This is a genomic window from Shewanella sp. (assembly GCF_048265805.1).
Taxonomy (GTDB): Bacteria; Pseudomonadota; Gammaproteobacteria; order Enterobacterales; family Shewanellaceae; genus Shewanella.
Genome location: NZ_JBLXAT010000032.1, coordinates 1 through 16938 on the forward strand (window position 1 = coordinate 1; position 16938 = coordinate 16938).

16 protein-coding genes and 2 pseudogenes are annotated in these 16938 nt (G+C 50.5%); 11 read left to right on the forward strand and 7 right to left on the reverse strand.

Annotation, left to right across the window (positions count from 1 at the left end; all coding sequences use genetic code 11):
* Window positions 1–274 (reverse strand): annotated as a pseudogene (locus ACN0TT_RS17445) (signal recognition particle-docking protein FtsY); the annotation flags it as partial.
* Window positions 275–531: 257 nt separating this feature from the next.
* Between ACN0TT_RS17445 and rsmD the strand changes: the two are divergent.
* Together rsmD and ACN0TT_RS17455 are read left to right on the forward strand one after the other, a co-directional pair.
* Window positions 532–1125, forward strand: a complete 594-nt coding sequence (gene rsmD / locus ACN0TT_RS17450) for a 16S rRNA (guanine(966)-N(2))-methyltransferase RsmD (protein WP_417763421.1) — start codon at window positions 532–534, stop codon at window positions 1123–1125.
* Complete coding sequence (locus tag ACN0TT_RS17455) at window positions 1115–1393, forward strand: DUF1145 domain-containing protein (protein ID WP_417763422.1); 279 nt, start codon at window positions 1115–1117, stop codon at window positions 1391–1393. Before rsmD ends, ACN0TT_RS17455 begins: the two co-directional genes overlap by 11 nt.
* A 2-nt stretch (window positions 1394–1395) precedes the next feature.
* Here the strand turns inward: ACN0TT_RS17455 and ACN0TT_RS17460 are convergent, their stop codons facing one another.
* The 4 genes from ACN0TT_RS17460 to ACN0TT_RS17475 all read right to left on the reverse strand — a co-directional run bounded on the left by ACN0TT_RS17460 (window position 1396) and on the right by ACN0TT_RS17475 (window position 4713).
* On the reverse strand, window positions 1396–1749 hold the full coding sequence (locus ACN0TT_RS17460; protein ID WP_417763462.1) for a DUF4870 domain-containing protein: 354 nt from the start codon (window positions 1747–1749) through the stop codon (window positions 1396–1398).
* Window positions 1749–2453: an MOSC domain-containing protein gene (locus tag ACN0TT_RS17465; protein WP_417763423.1), complete on the reverse strand. Its 705-nt coding sequence runs from the start codon at window positions 2451–2453 to the stop codon at window positions 1749–1751. Before ACN0TT_RS17465 ends, ACN0TT_RS17460 begins: the two co-directional genes overlap by 1 nt.
* A gap of 475 nt (window positions 2454–2928) precedes the next feature.
* A complete protein-coding gene (locus ACN0TT_RS17470) occupies window positions 2929–3777 on the reverse strand; it encodes a PfkB family carbohydrate kinase (RefSeq protein ID WP_417763424.1) in 849 nt (282 codons plus the stop codon).
* Between the two features lie 39 nt (window positions 3778–3816).
* Window positions 3817–4713, reverse strand: a complete 897-nt coding sequence (locus ACN0TT_RS17475) for a patatin-like phospholipase family protein (protein WP_417763425.1) — start codon at window positions 4711–4713, stop codon at window positions 3817–3819.
* Window positions 4714–5055: 342 nt separating this feature from the next.
* Between ACN0TT_RS17475 and ACN0TT_RS17480 the strand changes: the two are divergent.
* Window positions 5056–5190: pseudogene (locus ACN0TT_RS17480) on the forward strand (excalibur calcium-binding domain-containing protein); the annotation flags it as partial.
* Window positions 5191–5200: 10 nt separating this feature from the next.
* On the opposite strand, the gene ACN0TT_RS17485 reads toward ACN0TT_RS17480, so the two are convergent.
* Window positions 5201–6109, reverse strand: a complete 909-nt coding sequence (locus ACN0TT_RS17485) for a LysR family transcriptional regulator (protein ID WP_417763426.1) — start codon at window positions 6107–6109, stop codon at window positions 5201–5203.
* A gap of 102 nt (window positions 6110–6211) precedes the next feature.
* Window positions 6212–8377, reverse strand: coding sequence for a TonB-dependent siderophore receptor (locus ACN0TT_RS17490; protein ID WP_417763427.1), 2166 nt, complete (start codon window positions 8375–8377; stop codon window positions 6212–6214).
* Between the two features lie 264 nt (window positions 8378–8641).
* Here ACN0TT_RS17490 and ACN0TT_RS17495 point away from each other — a divergent pair, with 264 nt between their 5' ends.
* The 8 genes from ACN0TT_RS17495 to ACN0TT_RS17530 all read left to right on the forward strand — a co-directional run bounded on the left by ACN0TT_RS17495 (window position 8642) and on the right by ACN0TT_RS17530 (window position 16895).
* Window positions 8642–9253 carry a DUF4919 domain-containing protein gene (locus ACN0TT_RS17495; protein ID WP_417763428.1) on the forward strand — a complete coding sequence of 204 codons (612 nt, stop codon included), beginning with the start codon at window positions 8642–8644 and terminating at the stop codon, window positions 9251–9253.
* 189 nt (window positions 9254–9442) lie between these two features.
* A complete protein-coding gene (locus ACN0TT_RS17500; protein WP_417763429.1) occupies window positions 9443–9718 on the forward strand; it encodes a hypothetical protein in 276 nt (91 codons plus the stop codon).
* A complete protein-coding gene (locus ACN0TT_RS17505) occupies window positions 9715–10017 on the forward strand; it encodes a hypothetical protein (RefSeq protein ID WP_417763430.1) in 303 nt (100 codons plus the stop codon). Before ACN0TT_RS17500 ends, ACN0TT_RS17505 begins: the two co-directional genes overlap by 4 nt.
* Before the next feature lie 4 nt (window positions 10018–10021).
* Entirely contained in the window at window positions 10022–11665 is a 1644-nt protein-coding gene (locus tag ACN0TT_RS17510; protein WP_417763431.1) for a PepSY-associated TM helix domain-containing protein, read from the forward strand.
* 234 nt (window positions 11666–11899) lie between these two features.
* Complete coding sequence (locus tag ACN0TT_RS17515; protein WP_417763432.1) at window positions 11900–12664, forward strand: CDP-diacylglycerol diphosphatase; 765 nt, start codon at window positions 11900–11902, stop codon at window positions 12662–12664.
* A 145-nt stretch (window positions 12665–12809) separates the two neighbouring features.
* Window positions 12810–13580 carry a S1/P1 nuclease gene (locus ACN0TT_RS17520; protein WP_417763433.1) on the forward strand — a complete coding sequence of 257 codons (771 nt, stop codon included), beginning with the start codon at window positions 12810–12812 and terminating at the stop codon, window positions 13578–13580.
* A gap of 365 nt (window positions 13581–13945) precedes the next feature.
* Entirely contained in the window at window positions 13946–16150 is a 2205-nt protein-coding gene (locus ACN0TT_RS17525) for a TonB-dependent receptor (protein ID WP_417763434.1), read from the forward strand.
* A 70-nt stretch (window positions 16151–16220) separates the two neighbouring features.
* Window positions 16221–16895 (forward strand): Fe2+-dependent dioxygenase, encoded by a 675-nt coding sequence (locus tag ACN0TT_RS17530; RefSeq protein WP_417763435.1) that lies wholly within the window; start codon window positions 16221–16223, stop codon window positions 16893–16895.
* Window positions 16896–16938: the final 43 nt, after the last annotated feature.

A 16938-nucleotide genomic window follows, 5' to 3' on the forward strand; every position in this document is an offset into this window, starting at 1 on the left:
CTGGCTCTGGCTCTGGCTCTGGCTCTGGCTCTGGCTCTGGCTCTGGCTCTGGCTCTGGCTCTGGCTCTGGCTCTGGCTCTGGCAGAGTTTCCGCGCTGACGCTTGGATGCGCAAGCTCATCACTCGCCACGTTAGTGGCTGCCGTATCGTTGCTGCTCGTCTCACTGGCACTCACTTCTTCGGCGGGCGTTTCAACCAACGGTTGCTCTTCGGGAACAGATTCCTGCGCCGTTTTATCTTTGCGGAACCATGAGAAAAAACCTTTCTTAGCCATTCGTTATCAATGCTCAATCGTAATAGGTGGTCACGGGCAACCGCATGGTTGGCGGCTGCTTAATAGGGGCGGCTAGCCCTGTGTATTCGCGCTATTGGCCGCTTTGCGCTTCGCCTTCTACGGCGAGTTTGTTATAGAATAGCGGCGCTCACATTGCCGGCATGGCTTGGCAGTGAAAAACTGCTGCATTTTGACGGCGTTAAAATAATCGGCACAGTCTACCATTTTATTTCTTCAGGCAAAATCACGGGGGCAAAATGTCCAAGAATCGACCCGGCAGTGGTCAGGTAAGAATTATTGCGGGGCAATGGCGCTCTCGGCGGTTGCCAATCCACGATCTTGAAGGCCTGCGTCCCACCACTGATCGCGTACGTGAGACCGTGTTTAATTGGCTCAGTGGAGATATTGCAGGTTGTCAGGTGCTGGATTGCTTTGGCGGAAGTGGAGCTCTGGCGCTAGAAGCTCTATCGCGCTATGCCAAATTTGCCCGCATTTATGAGCTACAAAGCCCTGCGGCCAAACAGTTGCAGCAAAATTTGGCCACACTGCAATGCGAGCATGCCGAAGTACTCAATCGTGATGTCATCACAGCGTTAGGGCAACCAGCGGATCGCCAGTTTGACTTGGTGTTTCTCGACCCACCATTTCGTAAAGGCTTAGCAATGCAAAGCATCGAACTGCTGAGCAGTAACGGCTGGTTAAATGATTTAGCGCTGATCTATGTCGAAGTCGAAAGTGAATTGGCCGCGCTGCCGATTCCGGCAGACTGGGTACAACTGAAAGAAAAAGTGGCGGGACAAGTATGTTATCGCCTGTATCAACTGCAACGAGAGACAACCGATGCTGATTAACTTAGGTAAACTGCTCACCCTGCTGGCGTGGTTGCTGATGTTTTACAACATTGCTATGCCCTTTGGCGGCAATATTTCGCTGATTTTGAACATTCTGTTGGGTGTGACGGTGATGATGCACTTGCTGCAACTGTTGATGTTCTATGTGGTGTTTCACAGCGTTATGCCACTCAAAGGTAAAGATTATCTACAGGCGTTTGTGTTTGGTGTGTTTGCGATGTGGCAATACCGCCAGCGAGCACTGGCGGATATGGCCAATAAGCCGTAGCGTTATTTGATAAAGCGAATGGCAAGTGGGTAGGAAAACACTTCGCCTTCGCTGGCTTTAATTGCCGCGATGACAGTAACAATCAGGTTGAATAACGCCAGTATTCCCATCAGTAAAAACCCCACCAGCACAAAGGCCAGAATCAGACTAATCACAAAATAGATAGCCAAACTGATTTGAAAATTGAGGCAGTTTTTACCACAAGCTGCAACAAATTCAGATTCATCACGCTTCATCAGGTACACAATTAATGGCCCCAAAATCGTGCCAAAAGGGATGATATAACCTGCAAAACTGGCGACATGCACCAGAATGCCCATATCGCGCTCTTCTTTAGTCACCGTGTGTAAATCCATCACTTCTCGTCCCATCCTTGATAAAAAGCTGCTGTACCATAGAGTCGGCTCTGCCAGTTTTCTATAACACCTGTGGCCAAACGTTGTTGTAGTTTACGCTGCCAATCATTGCCTAACCCCGGCGCTGACAGCAATTTTTCATACGCGGCGGCATCAAATCGCTCAGCAAAATAGAGCCGCATCGCCTCGGCCACACTGATCTCACAATGACGTTTTGTCACCGTGACCGTGTCCGTCAAATTAATGGTGCCGGGCATCAGCACTCGATACAACCAGCCACAGCGCGCGGTATTTTGCATCATGCGGGCAAACTCACGTTGCTGAAATTGGAGGTTGGTTTTAAAGCAGGGCGAGCGCGGTAAACTAATTTGCAGCAGCACTTCGCCAATAGCAATTTCATCGCCAATACATACATCTTGCTCTAACAGACCGAGCGTTGAGATATTTTCTCCCAGCTCTGGCGCCTGTCGCTCAGCACTCATCAGCCCTTGCTGCTTGAAAAAACGATAGTGTTCCCGCGGAAAATGGTGCAATACCCGATCATCACCACCGTGATTTTTCAGATCAACGGGCCCATCGTGCTCAACGCTGTGGCGCCCCACTTGTAGGCTGGACACCGCCACTTTGCTATTGATGCCACTCTCCACCTCTGCGGTAAAGGCTCGGCCATTTCCTACATACAAACCAGATAATGCAATCGGCATATTACGACGTCCTATTAGCTCCCTTTCCGTCACAAGTGGCACTCATGAGTCATTAAACGTCTTACTGTGCCATAGCTATGCCATGGCGACAAATGGACAACATAAAAGTATTGGGGCTGATGACGACGGCAAGATAAGAAAAAACCCCGCAGTAGCCACATACGGGGTGAATAGGAAAGTTGCTAGTCAATGAACAACACAAGGTACTTGCAGTTAAGACCGTATCGAGTCTGCACCGCGTTGATGACAAACTGATGACAAAAAAAACCTCGCACAACGGCGAGGCGCTTAGAAACAATCAATGCTGCGAAAGGGAGAGTCAAACAAACATGAAGCGATGGTTCCCATCGGCTCGGAGCACATATTAGGTCGCCGACATGACAGCGGCATGACGGTAATTTAGGGTTTTGATGACAATCGCACCGCTTGGCTAAAAACTGCCGCTCAGTCAGCGCCACAACTTAGTGAACATCACTTAGTTGTGGCTACCTTGCAGGTAACAGCGCAGATTTTCACTCGGGATAGACGCTTCCGACGCTACCGCGAATGCGCCCCAGATGGCCGCCTCTTGCATCGCTTGCGCGATAGTTAATCCCGACACTAATCCGTGGATTAACCCCGCGGCATACACATCACCCGCACCAGTGCTATCGACCAACTCGGCAGGTTTTGCATCGACATGTTGTTCACCATTGGCATGATACAGCCGTGCGCCTTGACCACCTTCAGTGATAATAAAATACTTTAACGTGTCACCCGCAATGCGGCGGCCGTAGTCCCACATGCTCAGTTCGGTACGTTCGTGCATGTCAGACTGGGATGACAATAAAATATGACAGGGGCGTGGCCGTTCATCTTTGGCTAATTGCGCCACCACCAAGGTGTGCGCCAATGCCGATTTACTCCAACTCGCCGCACCTTCAGCCGATGAGTTGAGATACAGCGCTTGCCACTCTTGCCAATTGGGCGGGGTCGCCAATTGAAACAATGGCCGCTGTGGTCGAATAATGGTGCGCTCACCATCGGGTGTCATCAGCAACATGATTTCACACGTTTGACCATGGTGACGCGAGACCCGCCGGCAATCCAAACCATTAACGCTGGCTTGTGCCAATAACCAATCGCCCAGTTCGTCACGGCCAACTTGGCTTACCAGCGCCACACTGTGACCCGCCCACTCCAGACCGATGCCAGTATTCGCACCACCGCCACCTAAGCGACGGCCACCATCGTCGTAGTGATAACGGCCACCGATTTTCAACGATTTATTAAGCTGTAAAATTCGATCGCAATTAAGATTGGCAATCAGCATGATATTCGCCATAGCGACTCCACTGTGACTGGTTGTTGCACCTAAACTTTGCTATTTAACCACAACCTTATCTTGCGGTTTGCTGAATGCGCCACAATCTATGAACGCCTGCACCTGCGGCAGTGCTGTGCGACCATCGGTCAAACCGAGTTGATAGACGGCGGCCACTTTATCAAAGCGACGTTCTAGCCGATCTAAGCCAAGCGGTTGCTGCGGTTGGATCACTAAGGTGTTGCCAGCGGCGACCTGCTCAGACAAGTCGCGCAACGCTTGGTTATACACGTGATGCCGCTGCAGCAGCGCATCAGCCACTTTGGGGTAACGGCGGTAAGCCCGTTTTGCCAACCAGGCAGGTTTAAACGCCGATTTTCGATAGTCTGCATCTTGGGTCAAAATCACCAACTGCCGCTGATAACCATCGTGCCGTGCTTGCGCCAGTGGTATCGGCGCGGCAATGCCACCGTCCAGATAGGTCTGTCCGTCAATCGCTACCGGAGGCGATACAAACGGCAAACTGGATGAAGCGATCAGCACATCAAGCAAACGCTGATGGTTGGCTAAATCTGCCTTACTGAAGAAATCGGTCTTGCCACTGCGGCAGTTAAAGGCGCCCACTTTAAATTCCGCCGGATTGGCACCAAATGCCGCAAAATCGAACGGCACTAACTCATGAGCCATACGGCGATAGGTGAAATCGACATTGACGTAATTGCCGTTCTTTAACCAATGACGCCAGCCCATATAACGTTTGTCAGCCAAATAGCGCTGTTGGATCGTCAGGTTACGGCCAGACTGACGTGACAGATAAGACGCCGGATAAATTGCGCCAGCGGACACACCAACCACATACGGAAAATCTAGCTCAGCTTCTAAAAAGGCATCCAACACCCCGGCGGTGTACATCGCCCGTAACCCGCCACCTTCCAGTACCAATGCGGTGTTATTCATACACTCTCCCCCATTCTCGCGCTTCAGCATACTTAAGCACGGAGCATGATTAAACCTTTACTATTGCCAAGGGGGACATTTTGCGAGAAGATGCGCCGCGCTGTTGGAAAAACCAGCGTTATTACTTGTTAAGGATGACAAAACCTCATGAAACGCCTGCTGTTTTATTTACTGTTCGGTTATGCCATTTGGCTATCTTGGCAACATCTTTTTGGACAACCTGCCACCGCCTCCCCCAACGCGAACCAACTGTCGCAAACGCTAAAACAGCAGTTTGTTGATGCCGCCCGCAGTGCCAGCACGGTACGCCGACTCGACAATGCACAGCCAGCAGCGGCATTGAGTTGTGATGGCCGGATCTATTGCTCGCAGATGCATTCCCGCGCCGAAGCGCAGTTCTTCTTAGAAAATTGCCCCAATACTCGAATGGATGGCGATCATGATGGCTTGGCGTGTGAGCGTGATAGCCGCTGGTAACTAAGCATGACTAAGCGGCTAGTAATTGTTCGTATCGAGCAAAGCATGCTTTGAGAATATTGAGCGCTTGACGGACTTTTGGTGGTACTACGCGTGATTGCGTCAGCGCGTAGGCGTTACCTTCCGGCAGTTGCCACTCAGGCAGCACCCGTACTAGGCGGCCTTGTCGCAATAAGTCAATGGCATCCGGTTCTGGCAAGGCGCCATAGCCGAGACCATCAACCACGAAACTTTGCAGCGCCTGCATATTGTTGACATCAAACTGGCTCGGCGGCAGCTCAAATACGCGCTGGCGACTATGGCGCAATGTGCTGAATCGGCCTTTAAACTGCGAATGTCCAATGCGCTGCCAGTTAAGCAAGTGGCTGGGATGACTTGGCAGCTTTAACCGCTGCAGTTCGAGATAACTTGGCGCCACACATAGCACTACCCGCCAGCGGCACAGATGGTGCGCATATAGCGACGAGTCTTTTAAAGGGCCAATTTGGATGGCGATATCGATACCTTCACGCACCGGGTCAAGTAACGTATCTTGCAGACTGAGATCGAGATGAATATCTGGGCAGGCGTTTTGTAAGTGCCGAATCGGCTCACTGAGCATATGGCCGCCAAAGCCCGCCGGAGCGGAAAGTTTCAGCACCCCAGAAGGTAACTGCCTGTAGTTACTCAGCAGCGCTTCTGTTTGCTCTGCAAGGGCAATCATGCGGCAACAGTTGTCGTACACCTGCAACCCAACATCGGTCAGCGTAAGCTTGCGGGTAGTCCGGTTAAGCAATACCACACCCGCGCGTTGTTCCATTTTTTGGATCTGCTGACTCACCGCCGAAGTACTCATATTGAGTTGCTCGGCAGCCGCTTTCATCGACCCAAGGTCAACCGTGGCCGTAAATACCCGCATTGAACGCAATAATTTATTCATGGTGTTAATGAGTCCCTGCACCAATCATCGATTATCAACTCACGTATTCACACTGCACGGTATGACGGCGGTGGCAGTATCTGCCACCGCATGCGACACCGCTTAAAAGCGATATTTGAAGCTCACGGTGAAGTTACGTGGAGTGCCATAGTGGTACACACTGTATGGCAGCGTTGAGGCTGACATATAGGCGTAGTATTTTTCATCAAACAGGTTTTCAACGTTCACTTGGACATCCATGCTGTCATTGATGTCATAACGCGCCATCAAGTTCACAACCGAATATGAGCCTTGCTCGATACGTGTTGTGCTACTTTCTGAGTAAGCTTCACTTTGCCAATTGATACCGCCACCCACTGTCAGTTCAGGTAACACCTCTTGGAACTGATAGGTGGTAAATAATTTCAGCTGTTTGCGCGGTGCTGTCGTTCGCACTTTATTGTCATCGGCATCTTCGGCTTCGAACTGCGAATAACCTGCAGAGATGTTCCAGCCATCAACAGGTTGCCCAACTACTTCAACCTCAAAACCTTCACTTTCTGTACCTTGAGCGCCGATTGACGCAGAGGTTTGTCCATTAGCCAATTGCTCTTCGGTAGGAACGTAATCTGGATCGTTAACTGCTAAGTTGTCTTGATCGATCTTGAACACCGCGACAGTTGTGTGCAAGCGGTCATCAAAGAACGAACTCTTCAAACCTAACTCATAAGATTTGCCTTCCAACGGATCGATAAAGCTACCGTCGGCGGTGCGAGCGTTTTGTGGATTGAAAATTTCGGTGTAGCTGGCATAGATGCGGTGTTGCTCATTCAGGTCGTACAACGCACCGAAATAAGGGACAAATTCACCGTTATTGCCGAAGTTCACATCACCCCAACTGATGCCTTCACGATTCCAGCTAGAGATACGGCCACCAGCAATCACTTTAAATTCATCAGTGATGGATAAACGGGTTGCAGCGTAGAAACCTTTTTGTTCAGTTTCCAGATCTTGATTACGGTCAGCGGTAGCCGCCCATTCAGGCTCAGCGAAAGTATTGCCATGCTGCCAGCTATAGAAATCTTCTACAGGGTAAGCATCGTAACCACTCATATCGTCACGTAGTGGCTCGTAGGTATCGGTATAGCCTTTTTGCTTGCTGTACAACGCACCAATGACAAACTCATGGCTGCGAGCAAACAACTCATAATCCCCCTTCAACTGCACGTCGAAGTTGTTGGAGTTGTTTTCTGCATGGCTGTTATAACGTTGTCCTACCAACCCAGTACCAGTTGCTTCATCCAATGCGCCAGACATGTAGATCAAGTGCGATTGGCTTTCGTATTCCATACGGTTGTAGTTGGCGATCAACTGCCAGCCGTTGCTGAACATATGGTTCAAGTTAGCGAAATAGTTTTTGTTGGTGGATTCCCAGCGAGTCCAATCCGCGCCAGTGGTAGTTGACACATCCCAATCAGCGGCGCTGCCATCAGCGAATACCGCTGGCAAACCACCCCACATAGCACCATGTGGGTCGTTGTTGTTGTATACCATACCGACACGCAGCAGGGTGCTGTTGGTAATGTCAGTATCAACTACCCCATAAAGAATCGTTTTATGGTCTTCGTAATAGTTTTGGAACGAGTTGTTATCCACATACTTAGCCACTAAACGACCACGTACCGTGCCATCGCTATTAAGTTTACTGCCGACATCAGCGGTCACCTGCTTTTTGTCCCAACTACCAGCATCCAGTTGGATAGAGCCAGTCAGTTCTGTGGCATCAGCATGCTTACGCACTAAGTTAATCGACGCGGATGGGTCGCCAGCACCTGTCAACAGACCGGTAGCCCCACGTACCACTTCAACGCGTTCATAGAGGGAGACATCGGATACCGTTTCACCCGCGTCGCCACCTAGGCTCCACGACAACGGCACACCGTCAATTTGATAGTTTTGAATAGCAAAACCACGGGCGCTAAAGCCGTTACGCACGTTATCAGTTTTTGATGAAGATAAACCAACCGCGTTATTCACCACATCAACCACGGTATTTAACGCCTGATCTTGAATACGCTCAGCAGTCAAAATAGACACGGATTGTGGCGTCTCGCGCAGGGTCAGACCTAACCCCGTCGCGGTATCAATCGTTTTACTCACGGTGTACTTACCTGTCACCGTGATTTTTTCAATCTGGTCGTTATCGTTATTGGTTTGTTCTGCCGTAGCAGCCATTGGGTACAACACTGCAGCAATAGCTGCACTCAGAGGAAGAAGATGATAGCGCATAGTAAAAATTCATTATTATTGAGTTGCTGAAGAGTAAATACGATAACATTACTGAGAATCGTTTTCATTACTATTTTAGTGATAACTGTAACAAATTCGATGACATCTACTCCCCCCCCCATAAGCAACCATTAACAGCCTCCCATACGTCAGCGCTTCCCCTCTAAGTGATAAATAACGTTGACTTTTTTTACCGAACAATCAATAACTGTTAGCCTAACGTTTCACGCGAGTTTGGCACGCATGCCCACATGAGGAACACCTATGAAAGCTTGGTTTAGCTTGGTTGCCGCTATGCTACTGAGCGCTTGTGCGGTATCACCCCAAAGCCAGCAAACCACGGCGGCGGTCAATTGGGCTGACGATGTCGATTTTGATGCCATGCGAGTAGTCTATGGTTGGGCCGACAACTATAAGCAACGTTGCAGCGATAACCGCCCATTAGCCGAGATTTACCAAGCAGCGGATGTCGATGATTGGGCCAAATTAGCCGAAATTGGCCAGCAATGGCTGCAGCAGTGTCCTATTGATATTCGCATCCACTACATGACCAGCATGGCGTTAGAGCAGTTAGATGAGCAAGCAGCGTCAGATGATCACTACCGTTGGTTCGATGGACTGATGCAATCGCTGGTATCGTCCGGTGATGGCGCCACACCACAAACTGCGTACGTCACCGTCTCTGTACAAGAAGAATATGATGCGATGTACTTCTTTCAAGTTCGCCCCACCGCCCAGCGGCTGATTAATGATCCCCTATGCGATGAAATCCATGTGGTCGACAGCAACGGGGAACAAGCAGTGTTGTACTTCACCCCCTCGGCGCATTTCTACCGACTCAGACAAGCAAAAAACGCCAATAAGAGCGGTGGCTAACAATCATGCTGGCCATCGGCCGTTCTCTTCCAACACAGTGACAGCCCCTAGCTCACTCTCACCTCTCGCTAAAATTTTGCGCCAGTTCTCAAATTAATGTAAATGATAATGACTATCATTAAATAATTAATTAGTCTGCGATGTTCATTAACCAACGGTTAACTCAAACGAACGTACAAGCGAGATGATATGAATACCGCGCTGTTCTACGGTTTTTTACTACTACTTATGCTTATTGGCGTAGCGCTGCTCTATCTCAGCAGTAAGCATCAAGCGTTGCTGCCTCAAGCCATTGCTGTCGCGCCTTGGCGCTATCTGGCTTATATGTTGTTGCTGTGTAGTCTATGTGGTTGGCACATAGTGCTCACACCGGCTGCGGCGTTCTTTTGGTGGTTACTGGTACTCAGCATGATGTTTGGCACTCTGCCATTGATTAGCCTCTGCAAGCGGGAGCCATTGAAATGAATCACAGTGAAACCCGTCGTCTACACGTCGAAAAGGTGCGTCCAGATTGGCTCAGTAAAACTATGGTTGGCGTGCTATTAGGATTTACCTTGGCATTAGCTTTAGTAGGATTATTTGCATGGTTCGGCCCAGGAGGCATTGAAGCGCGGGATAAGTACCAATTTAACATGTGGTTAGTGGCACCAATCTGGCTTAGCGTGGTGAGCTTGGTCTATCTGTTTCATTCAGCAGCACGAGCGCTGTTGTGGCTCGGCGGCGCAAATGTGCTGGCATGGGCACTATTGCTGTTATTGAGGTAACCCCGTGCAAATTCGTAGCGATATTTTAAGAATTTACCAAAAAGTGCACCTGTGGACCGGCATCACCAGCGGCATTCTGCTATTTGTCTGCTTCTTTGCGGGGGCGCTCACCATGTTTAAAACGGAGTTGGCTGCTTGGGCATCGCCGCCATCTCATGTTCTGCCGCAAGTGCCAGTCAACCGTTTGGATGAACTGCTCGCTAAGGCGCATGCCCAGCATCCAGAAATCAGCAAAGGCTTTGTGATTCACCCAGACGATCCACGTTATGCACCATTAACTTGGTCGCAAGTGAGCCGTGACCACGATGTGCATCTTGATGCGCCGCAATGGCAAGCATCATTAAGCCCAGAAGGTGAATTGATTACCCAGAAGGTGGTGCCCAATCAACTGGCAGAACTAATTGACCAGCTACACCGTACTGCGGGGATTATTGGCAACGTCGGCCATGAACAGCTCGGTGTACTGATCATGGGGGTGGCCTCAATGTTGTATTTCATCGCGCTAGTGTCGGGTGTGATATTTTTACTGCCCACTTTAGTCAAAACCCTATTTGCCCTGCGGCGTAACAAAGGGCCAAGCCGCTTTTGGCTGGATACCCACAATTTGCTTGGCATCACCGCGTTGCCGTTTCATATTGTCATCGCACTAACGGTGGTGGTGTTTGCGTTTCACGATCAGTTTTACGATGCGTTGAATCAAACCATCTATAAAAACCCTCCTAGCTTTATGCCGCGATCGGCTATGCAAGCACCGACGGAACCGCCACCACTGCCAGTGATCAGCGAAGTATTGACCACAGCCAACAGCTTTCACATCGACTACCATGCACGCGGTATCAACTTTGCGGGGCTGGATGGCCCACGGGCGATGGCTCGCATCGAGATGTATAGCGATAGCGCGCTAATGCGCGGCCCAATCGCCGATTTTCTCGCGCTTAATCCCTATAACCAGCAAGTGTTGTTTAGCACGATGACGGCGGGTGAAGAGGGACTCTGGGGACGCATAGTGTCAGTATTTTTCGGCCTACATTTTGGTAGTTTTGCTGGTATGGCGGGGCGCTGGCTCTATTTTGGCTTGGGTCTCAGCGGCGCGATGCTGTTTTACAGTGGCAATCTGCTGTGGCTGGAAAAGCGCCGCAAACTGCAGAAATCGGCAACGGCACCCGTACAGCAACCCAAACGCGTGCGCATTATGGCCGCACTCACGGTCGGGTGTTGCTTAGGCAGTGTCGTGGCGATTGCCGCCAGCATGGTACTGGGAAAATGGCTATACGCAGTACTCGATAACGTAAATTACAGCTATTTATGGATCTACTACCTGTGCTTTGCCGCCGCACTACTTTATAGCTTTGTCGCCGGCGCCGCTCGCGGTGCCATTCGCCTACTACAGCTTGGCGCATTACTATGCTTGGCTATGCCACTCAGCTCACTGGTGGCGCTGTGCGTGCCCTCACTCGGCCTATGGGCACCACGCACGCCAGCCACCTTGATGGTGGATATTGTCGCCTTAGTTAGCGCAGCGGGCTTTGCTTATGCCGCCAAACGGACTTATCAGCGCGCCGTGAATGGTGATGCGGATAGTATCTGGGCGCTCGCAAAACCGGCAGTAGCAGCAACCGCCGACAACCCAGTGCAACAACCCAGCTAACCGCAACAGGAGAGCTTGTTCCCAGCGAGCAAGCTATCCTTTGTATCAGACCATGTTGTTCACTACACGCTCACTCAGCTAACCCAGCAGATCACGCCCCCTGCTAAGGTGTGACAGCGCTCCAAGTGAAAATGATGAACCACGCCTTCGGTCACGGAATCTCACAATTCCCTGCATGACAGGGCACAGCTTTTCTTGCAAAATGCCGCCAAACGCAGAAACCTATTGAAAAAAATGAAACAAATAACCAAACAACTGCTGGTCGTTGTGCCGATTTTGACCGTTGCAGCAGCGCTCTGGTGGTACTTTGCTCCTGCCAATCCTCATAACCCTGATGCCCTATGGCAATTGATCAGCCAGCGCTGCGTTGTGGGGATGGAGCAACAATCCAATCCCGCGCCATGCACTAAGGTGGATGAAGCGCAAGGTTATGTCACCCTCAAAGATCGCAATGGCCCACTGCAATATTTAGTGATGCCCGTTGCCAAAATCACGGGGACTGAAAGCCCGGCACTATTAGCGGCAAATGCGCCCAAGTTTTTTGCGTTAGCATGGGATGAGCGCCACTTACTGGCGGAAAAATATGGTCAACCGATCGCGGATTCTGCGCTATCGCTGGCGATCAACTCCGAATATGGCCGTACACAAAACCAGATGCATATTCATATTTCCTGCTTACGCACCGATATCCGCAGCGCGCTCAATACGCTGGCACCGCAGCTCACTGACCAATGGCAAAACGTGGAGTTGGACGGCAGTGATTATCAGATCCGTAGCTTAAGCGAAAGCGAACTGCATGCAGAAAGCTCATTCAAGCGTATCGCCCGCGAGCTCGGCGTTGAGCAAGACGATATGGGCAAATATGGTGTGGCGCTGACCACCTTACCCGACAACCGCTTAGCGCTACTGGCACTGCGCGCTAGCTGGTTCGGCCTTGAGAAAGCTAGCCCTGAACTGTTGCAAGATCATAGCTGCAGCATTCTGACTCCCGCTCCTTAGGTTCACTCGGCAGTCCAGCGCCTAAGGTGCTGGGCTGTTTCATTTCATATTTTGTTACGCTAATTTACCGCGTTGGCTGCTTTGCGTGTTCTGCCTGTCATCTTGGGCGAGTACAATGCCACTCACTGATAGTAGGAGACACACTATGGTTCGTTTGCTCGGATTATGTTTATTTTTGTGCGCCTCACAAGCACATGCTTGGGGCTTCACCGGTCATAAAGCGTTCTGTGAAGCGGCATACGACTTAACAACGCCTAAAACTCAACAAGCGCTAGATGCCATTGCTGCTAAGCAGGGCGAATATCATTCATTTGCCGAAGCATGTACTTGGGCCGATGACATTAAGAAAGATCACCAGTGGGATTGGTCCAAACACCTGCACTACGTCAACATCGCCCACGATGACCACCAGTTGACCGCCAGTGACTGCCCCGAAAAAGGCTGCGTGTTAAGCGGTATTGAGGAGATGCAAGCTAAGCTGCAAAAAGATCCGCAAGACTGGCAAGCGCTGTTCTTCTTTGCCCATTTTGTCGGCGATCTACACCAACCGATGCATGTGAGTTATGCCGACGATTGGGGCGGCAACAAGACTCAAGTCAGCTTCTTTGGTGAACCCGCCAACCTGCATGGCATTTGGGATTACGGTATTATCGAACATCTTGTGGGGGAAGATTGGCATGGCTGGGGTGATAAACTTGCCACAACCGCCAAAGCCCAGCAGTTTGATGCCAGCGGAACTCCGGCCGAGTGGGGTAATGAGTCGCTGCAACTTACACGTAAAATCTATCGCCAGTACCAGCCGAATCAACAACTGGGGCAAGCCTACGTGGATGCCAATTCGCCCGTTATCGAGCAGCGTATTGAACATGGCGCAGTGCGCTTAGCTCATATGTTGGACGCGATTTATAACCACTAATGGTGGCACGTTTACCATGCTTAGCTGACCGTTGAGCATGGTAGTTTATGCGTGTTCCCAACGCTTCTCCCGCGCTGTTTACCATGTTCTAGCACGTATTCTCGCCCAGCGACTTATCCACAGCGGGCCAATTAACAAGTGTAAATTATCCGTCACAGTCGTTGGCATCATCATTTCTTTATATTTCAATAAGTTTGATTTGAAAAATTCAGCTTAATTTAAGCTTTATTGATCCAAATCAACGAAATACAAATGAGAATGGTTATTGCTACTATTCATTTAACATCATATATTGCACGTCGCTGAATTAAGCGGACAACCAACGTAGTTATTCCGCAAACCTTTTACTCAATCAGGACTTGTTAATGATGAACACCAAAAAACACCGTCAGCGCGTACGCTTAGGCGCCACGGTTTTAGGCTCGTTAACCTTAGGGATGGCCGTGGGAGCTAGCCCAGCATTGGCTGATGATGCAGCGCAACAGCAGCAGCAAAAACAACAGAAAAAGCTCGAACATATTGAAGTCAATGGTGAATACCAAGGCTACAACAACCGTCGCGTACAGTCGGGCAAATTCACTGATGACCTGCTCAACAGTGCTAAGACGGTGACTGTGATTAACCAAGATCTGATTAAAGACATGGGCGCGCAGAGCTTTACTGACGCATTGCGGGCGACACCGGGTATTACCCTTGGCACCGGTGAAGGCGGCAACCCATATGGCGACCGTCCATTCATTCGTGGTTACGATGCGCAATCGTCAACCTTTATCAACGGTATGCGCGATGTTGGCTCGCAAAACCGTGAAACCTTCAACATTGAGCAGATTGAAGTGTTAAAAGGCCCAAGTTCGGTCTATAGCGGCCGTGGCGCTGTCGGCGGTAGCATCAACATCGTCACTAAAACAGCCCGTGCGGGTGACTTTATCAATGCTGATGTGGCGCTGGGCACCGACGCTCTAAAACGTGCCACCTTGGACGTTAACCATATGGTGGGTGAAGATAGCGCAGTACGCATCAACCTGATGAGCCACGACGCGGATACACCAGGGCGCGACAACGTATCGGGTAACCGTTGGGGCGTGGCACCATCGCTCACCTTTGGGCTAAACAGTGCCACCCAAGTGACCTTAGAGTACTACCACTTTGAAAGCCATGACGTGCCTGATTATGGTATTCCGTACGACCAAGCCACAGGCCGCCCTGCTAAGGTCGATGCCGATAATTTCTATGGTCTGCTGTCGCGCGATTTTCGTGACAACAGTGACGACACCGGCTCAGTGCTGATTAATCACGATTTTAGCGACAACCTGCACTTCAGCTCGACAACGGTCTACAGCCGCAACACCAACCAATATATCGTCACCAACCCAGATGACTCCGCGGGTAACGTAGCCAATGGTTATGTGTGGCGTAATACCAAATCGCGCAACTCCGCCACCAAAACCTTAGCCACGCAGTTGCAACTGTCTGGCGAAGTAAGTATTGCCGGTATGCCAAACCGTTTTGCCGTGGGTGCCGAATTCAGCAATGAACGTACCAATAACCTAGGTTACAGCGTCGATACTGGCAACGGCCGTGGTGCGGGTTGCGATGCGGATATGCTGGCCAACTACAACTGTACCGTGCTGGATAGCCCTAACCCACACGATCCTTGGGTGGGCACTATCACCGCCAGTACCACACCGAGCGTGACGGAAACCGATACGCGTTCGGTTTATGGTTTCAACACGCTGGAGCTAACCGAGCAAATCTTTATCAACGCTGGTATTCGTTGGGATGACTACGATTCGAGTTCTGTCAGTGGCGATACCACGCTGACCAACGAAGATAGCTTCGTCAACTATCAACTCTCTGCACTGTATAAACCCACGGAAAACGGCAGTATCTATCTGGCGTGGGGCACCTCATCTAACCCACCGGGTACCTCAAATGGTGATGGTAGCGACAGCCTCAGCAGTGGTAACGAAGACTTAGCGCCAGAAGATACCAAGAGCATTGAGTTAGGCACCAAGTGGGATCTGTTCCACGGCAGGCTATCGCTCAATGGCTCGGTATTCCAGATTGAGAAAAACAACGCTCGCGTAGCAACCGAAGCTGGCCGCGGTGCCCCACAAGACAACGTTGGCAAGCAGAAGGTGAAAGGCTTTGAAGTAGGCTTATCAGGTGACATTACTAAGCAGTGGCACGCCTTTGGTGGTTACACTTACTTGGATGCCACGTTGGAAGCCAACGGCTTTAACACCGATCTCAACGGTAACCGCTTTCCAAATACAGCCAAAAACAGCTTTAGTCTGTTCACCAACTACGACATCACTGAGCAGTTCAATGCTGGCGTAGGCGCGTATTACATGGATAAGGTATACGGCAACACCGCCAACACGCTGTGGATCCCTTCATACTGGCGCTATGACTTTGTGTCCTCTTATCGCTTCAATGATTGGGTTACCGTGCGTTTGAATGTGCAAAACCTGACAGATAAGCGTTACTTTGATAAGGCGTACGCGGCGCACTTTGCCAATATCGCCCCTGGGCGTATGGCGATGCTAAGTGCTGAATTTCACTTTTAATTGTTAGCAAAGCGATAACACGGTACCGACCATTCGTCGGTGCCGTTTTTGCGTATTAAGGATACTTAACATGCTTATTGAAATTCCGCAGTTATTTTCCAAAGCTGAAGTAGCACAACTGCGTGCGAAACTTGATGCCGAACCGTGGATTGATGGCAACCAGACCTCCGGCGTAATGGCCGCAACCCGCAAACGCAATCAGCAGTTAGATAAGGACAACCCCGTCGCACTGGATCTCGGCCAATTAGTGATGGACCGTTTGCTAGCCCATCCATTATTCGTCTCGGCCGCCTTGCCACTGCAGTTTTATCCGCCGCTATTTAACCGCTATCAAGGCGGCGAAACCTTTGGTTATCACATCGATAATGCCATACGTTCCACCGCAGATGGCTTGGTACGTACCGACTTATCCACCACACTGTTTTTGAGTGAGCCGGACGATTACCAAGGCGGCGAACTGGTGATCCACGACACCTTCGGCACGCAAACGGTAAAGCTAGCCGCGGGTTCAGCCATTCTCTACCCCTCCACCAGCTTGCACCAAGTCACACCCGTCACTCACGGTGAACGCACCGCCGCTTTTATGTGGCTGCAAAGTATGGTGCGTGATGAAGGACAACGACGGATTTTGTTCCAGCTCGATCAATCAATTCAGGCGCTCACCGCCGCTGAAGCAGACCAGCAGGAAATTTTTAATCTGACAGGTGTGTACCACAATCTACTACGCCGCTGGAGTGAGCTGTAAAAAAAGAGCCAACCATTCGAGGATGGTTGGCTCAACTTTGGCG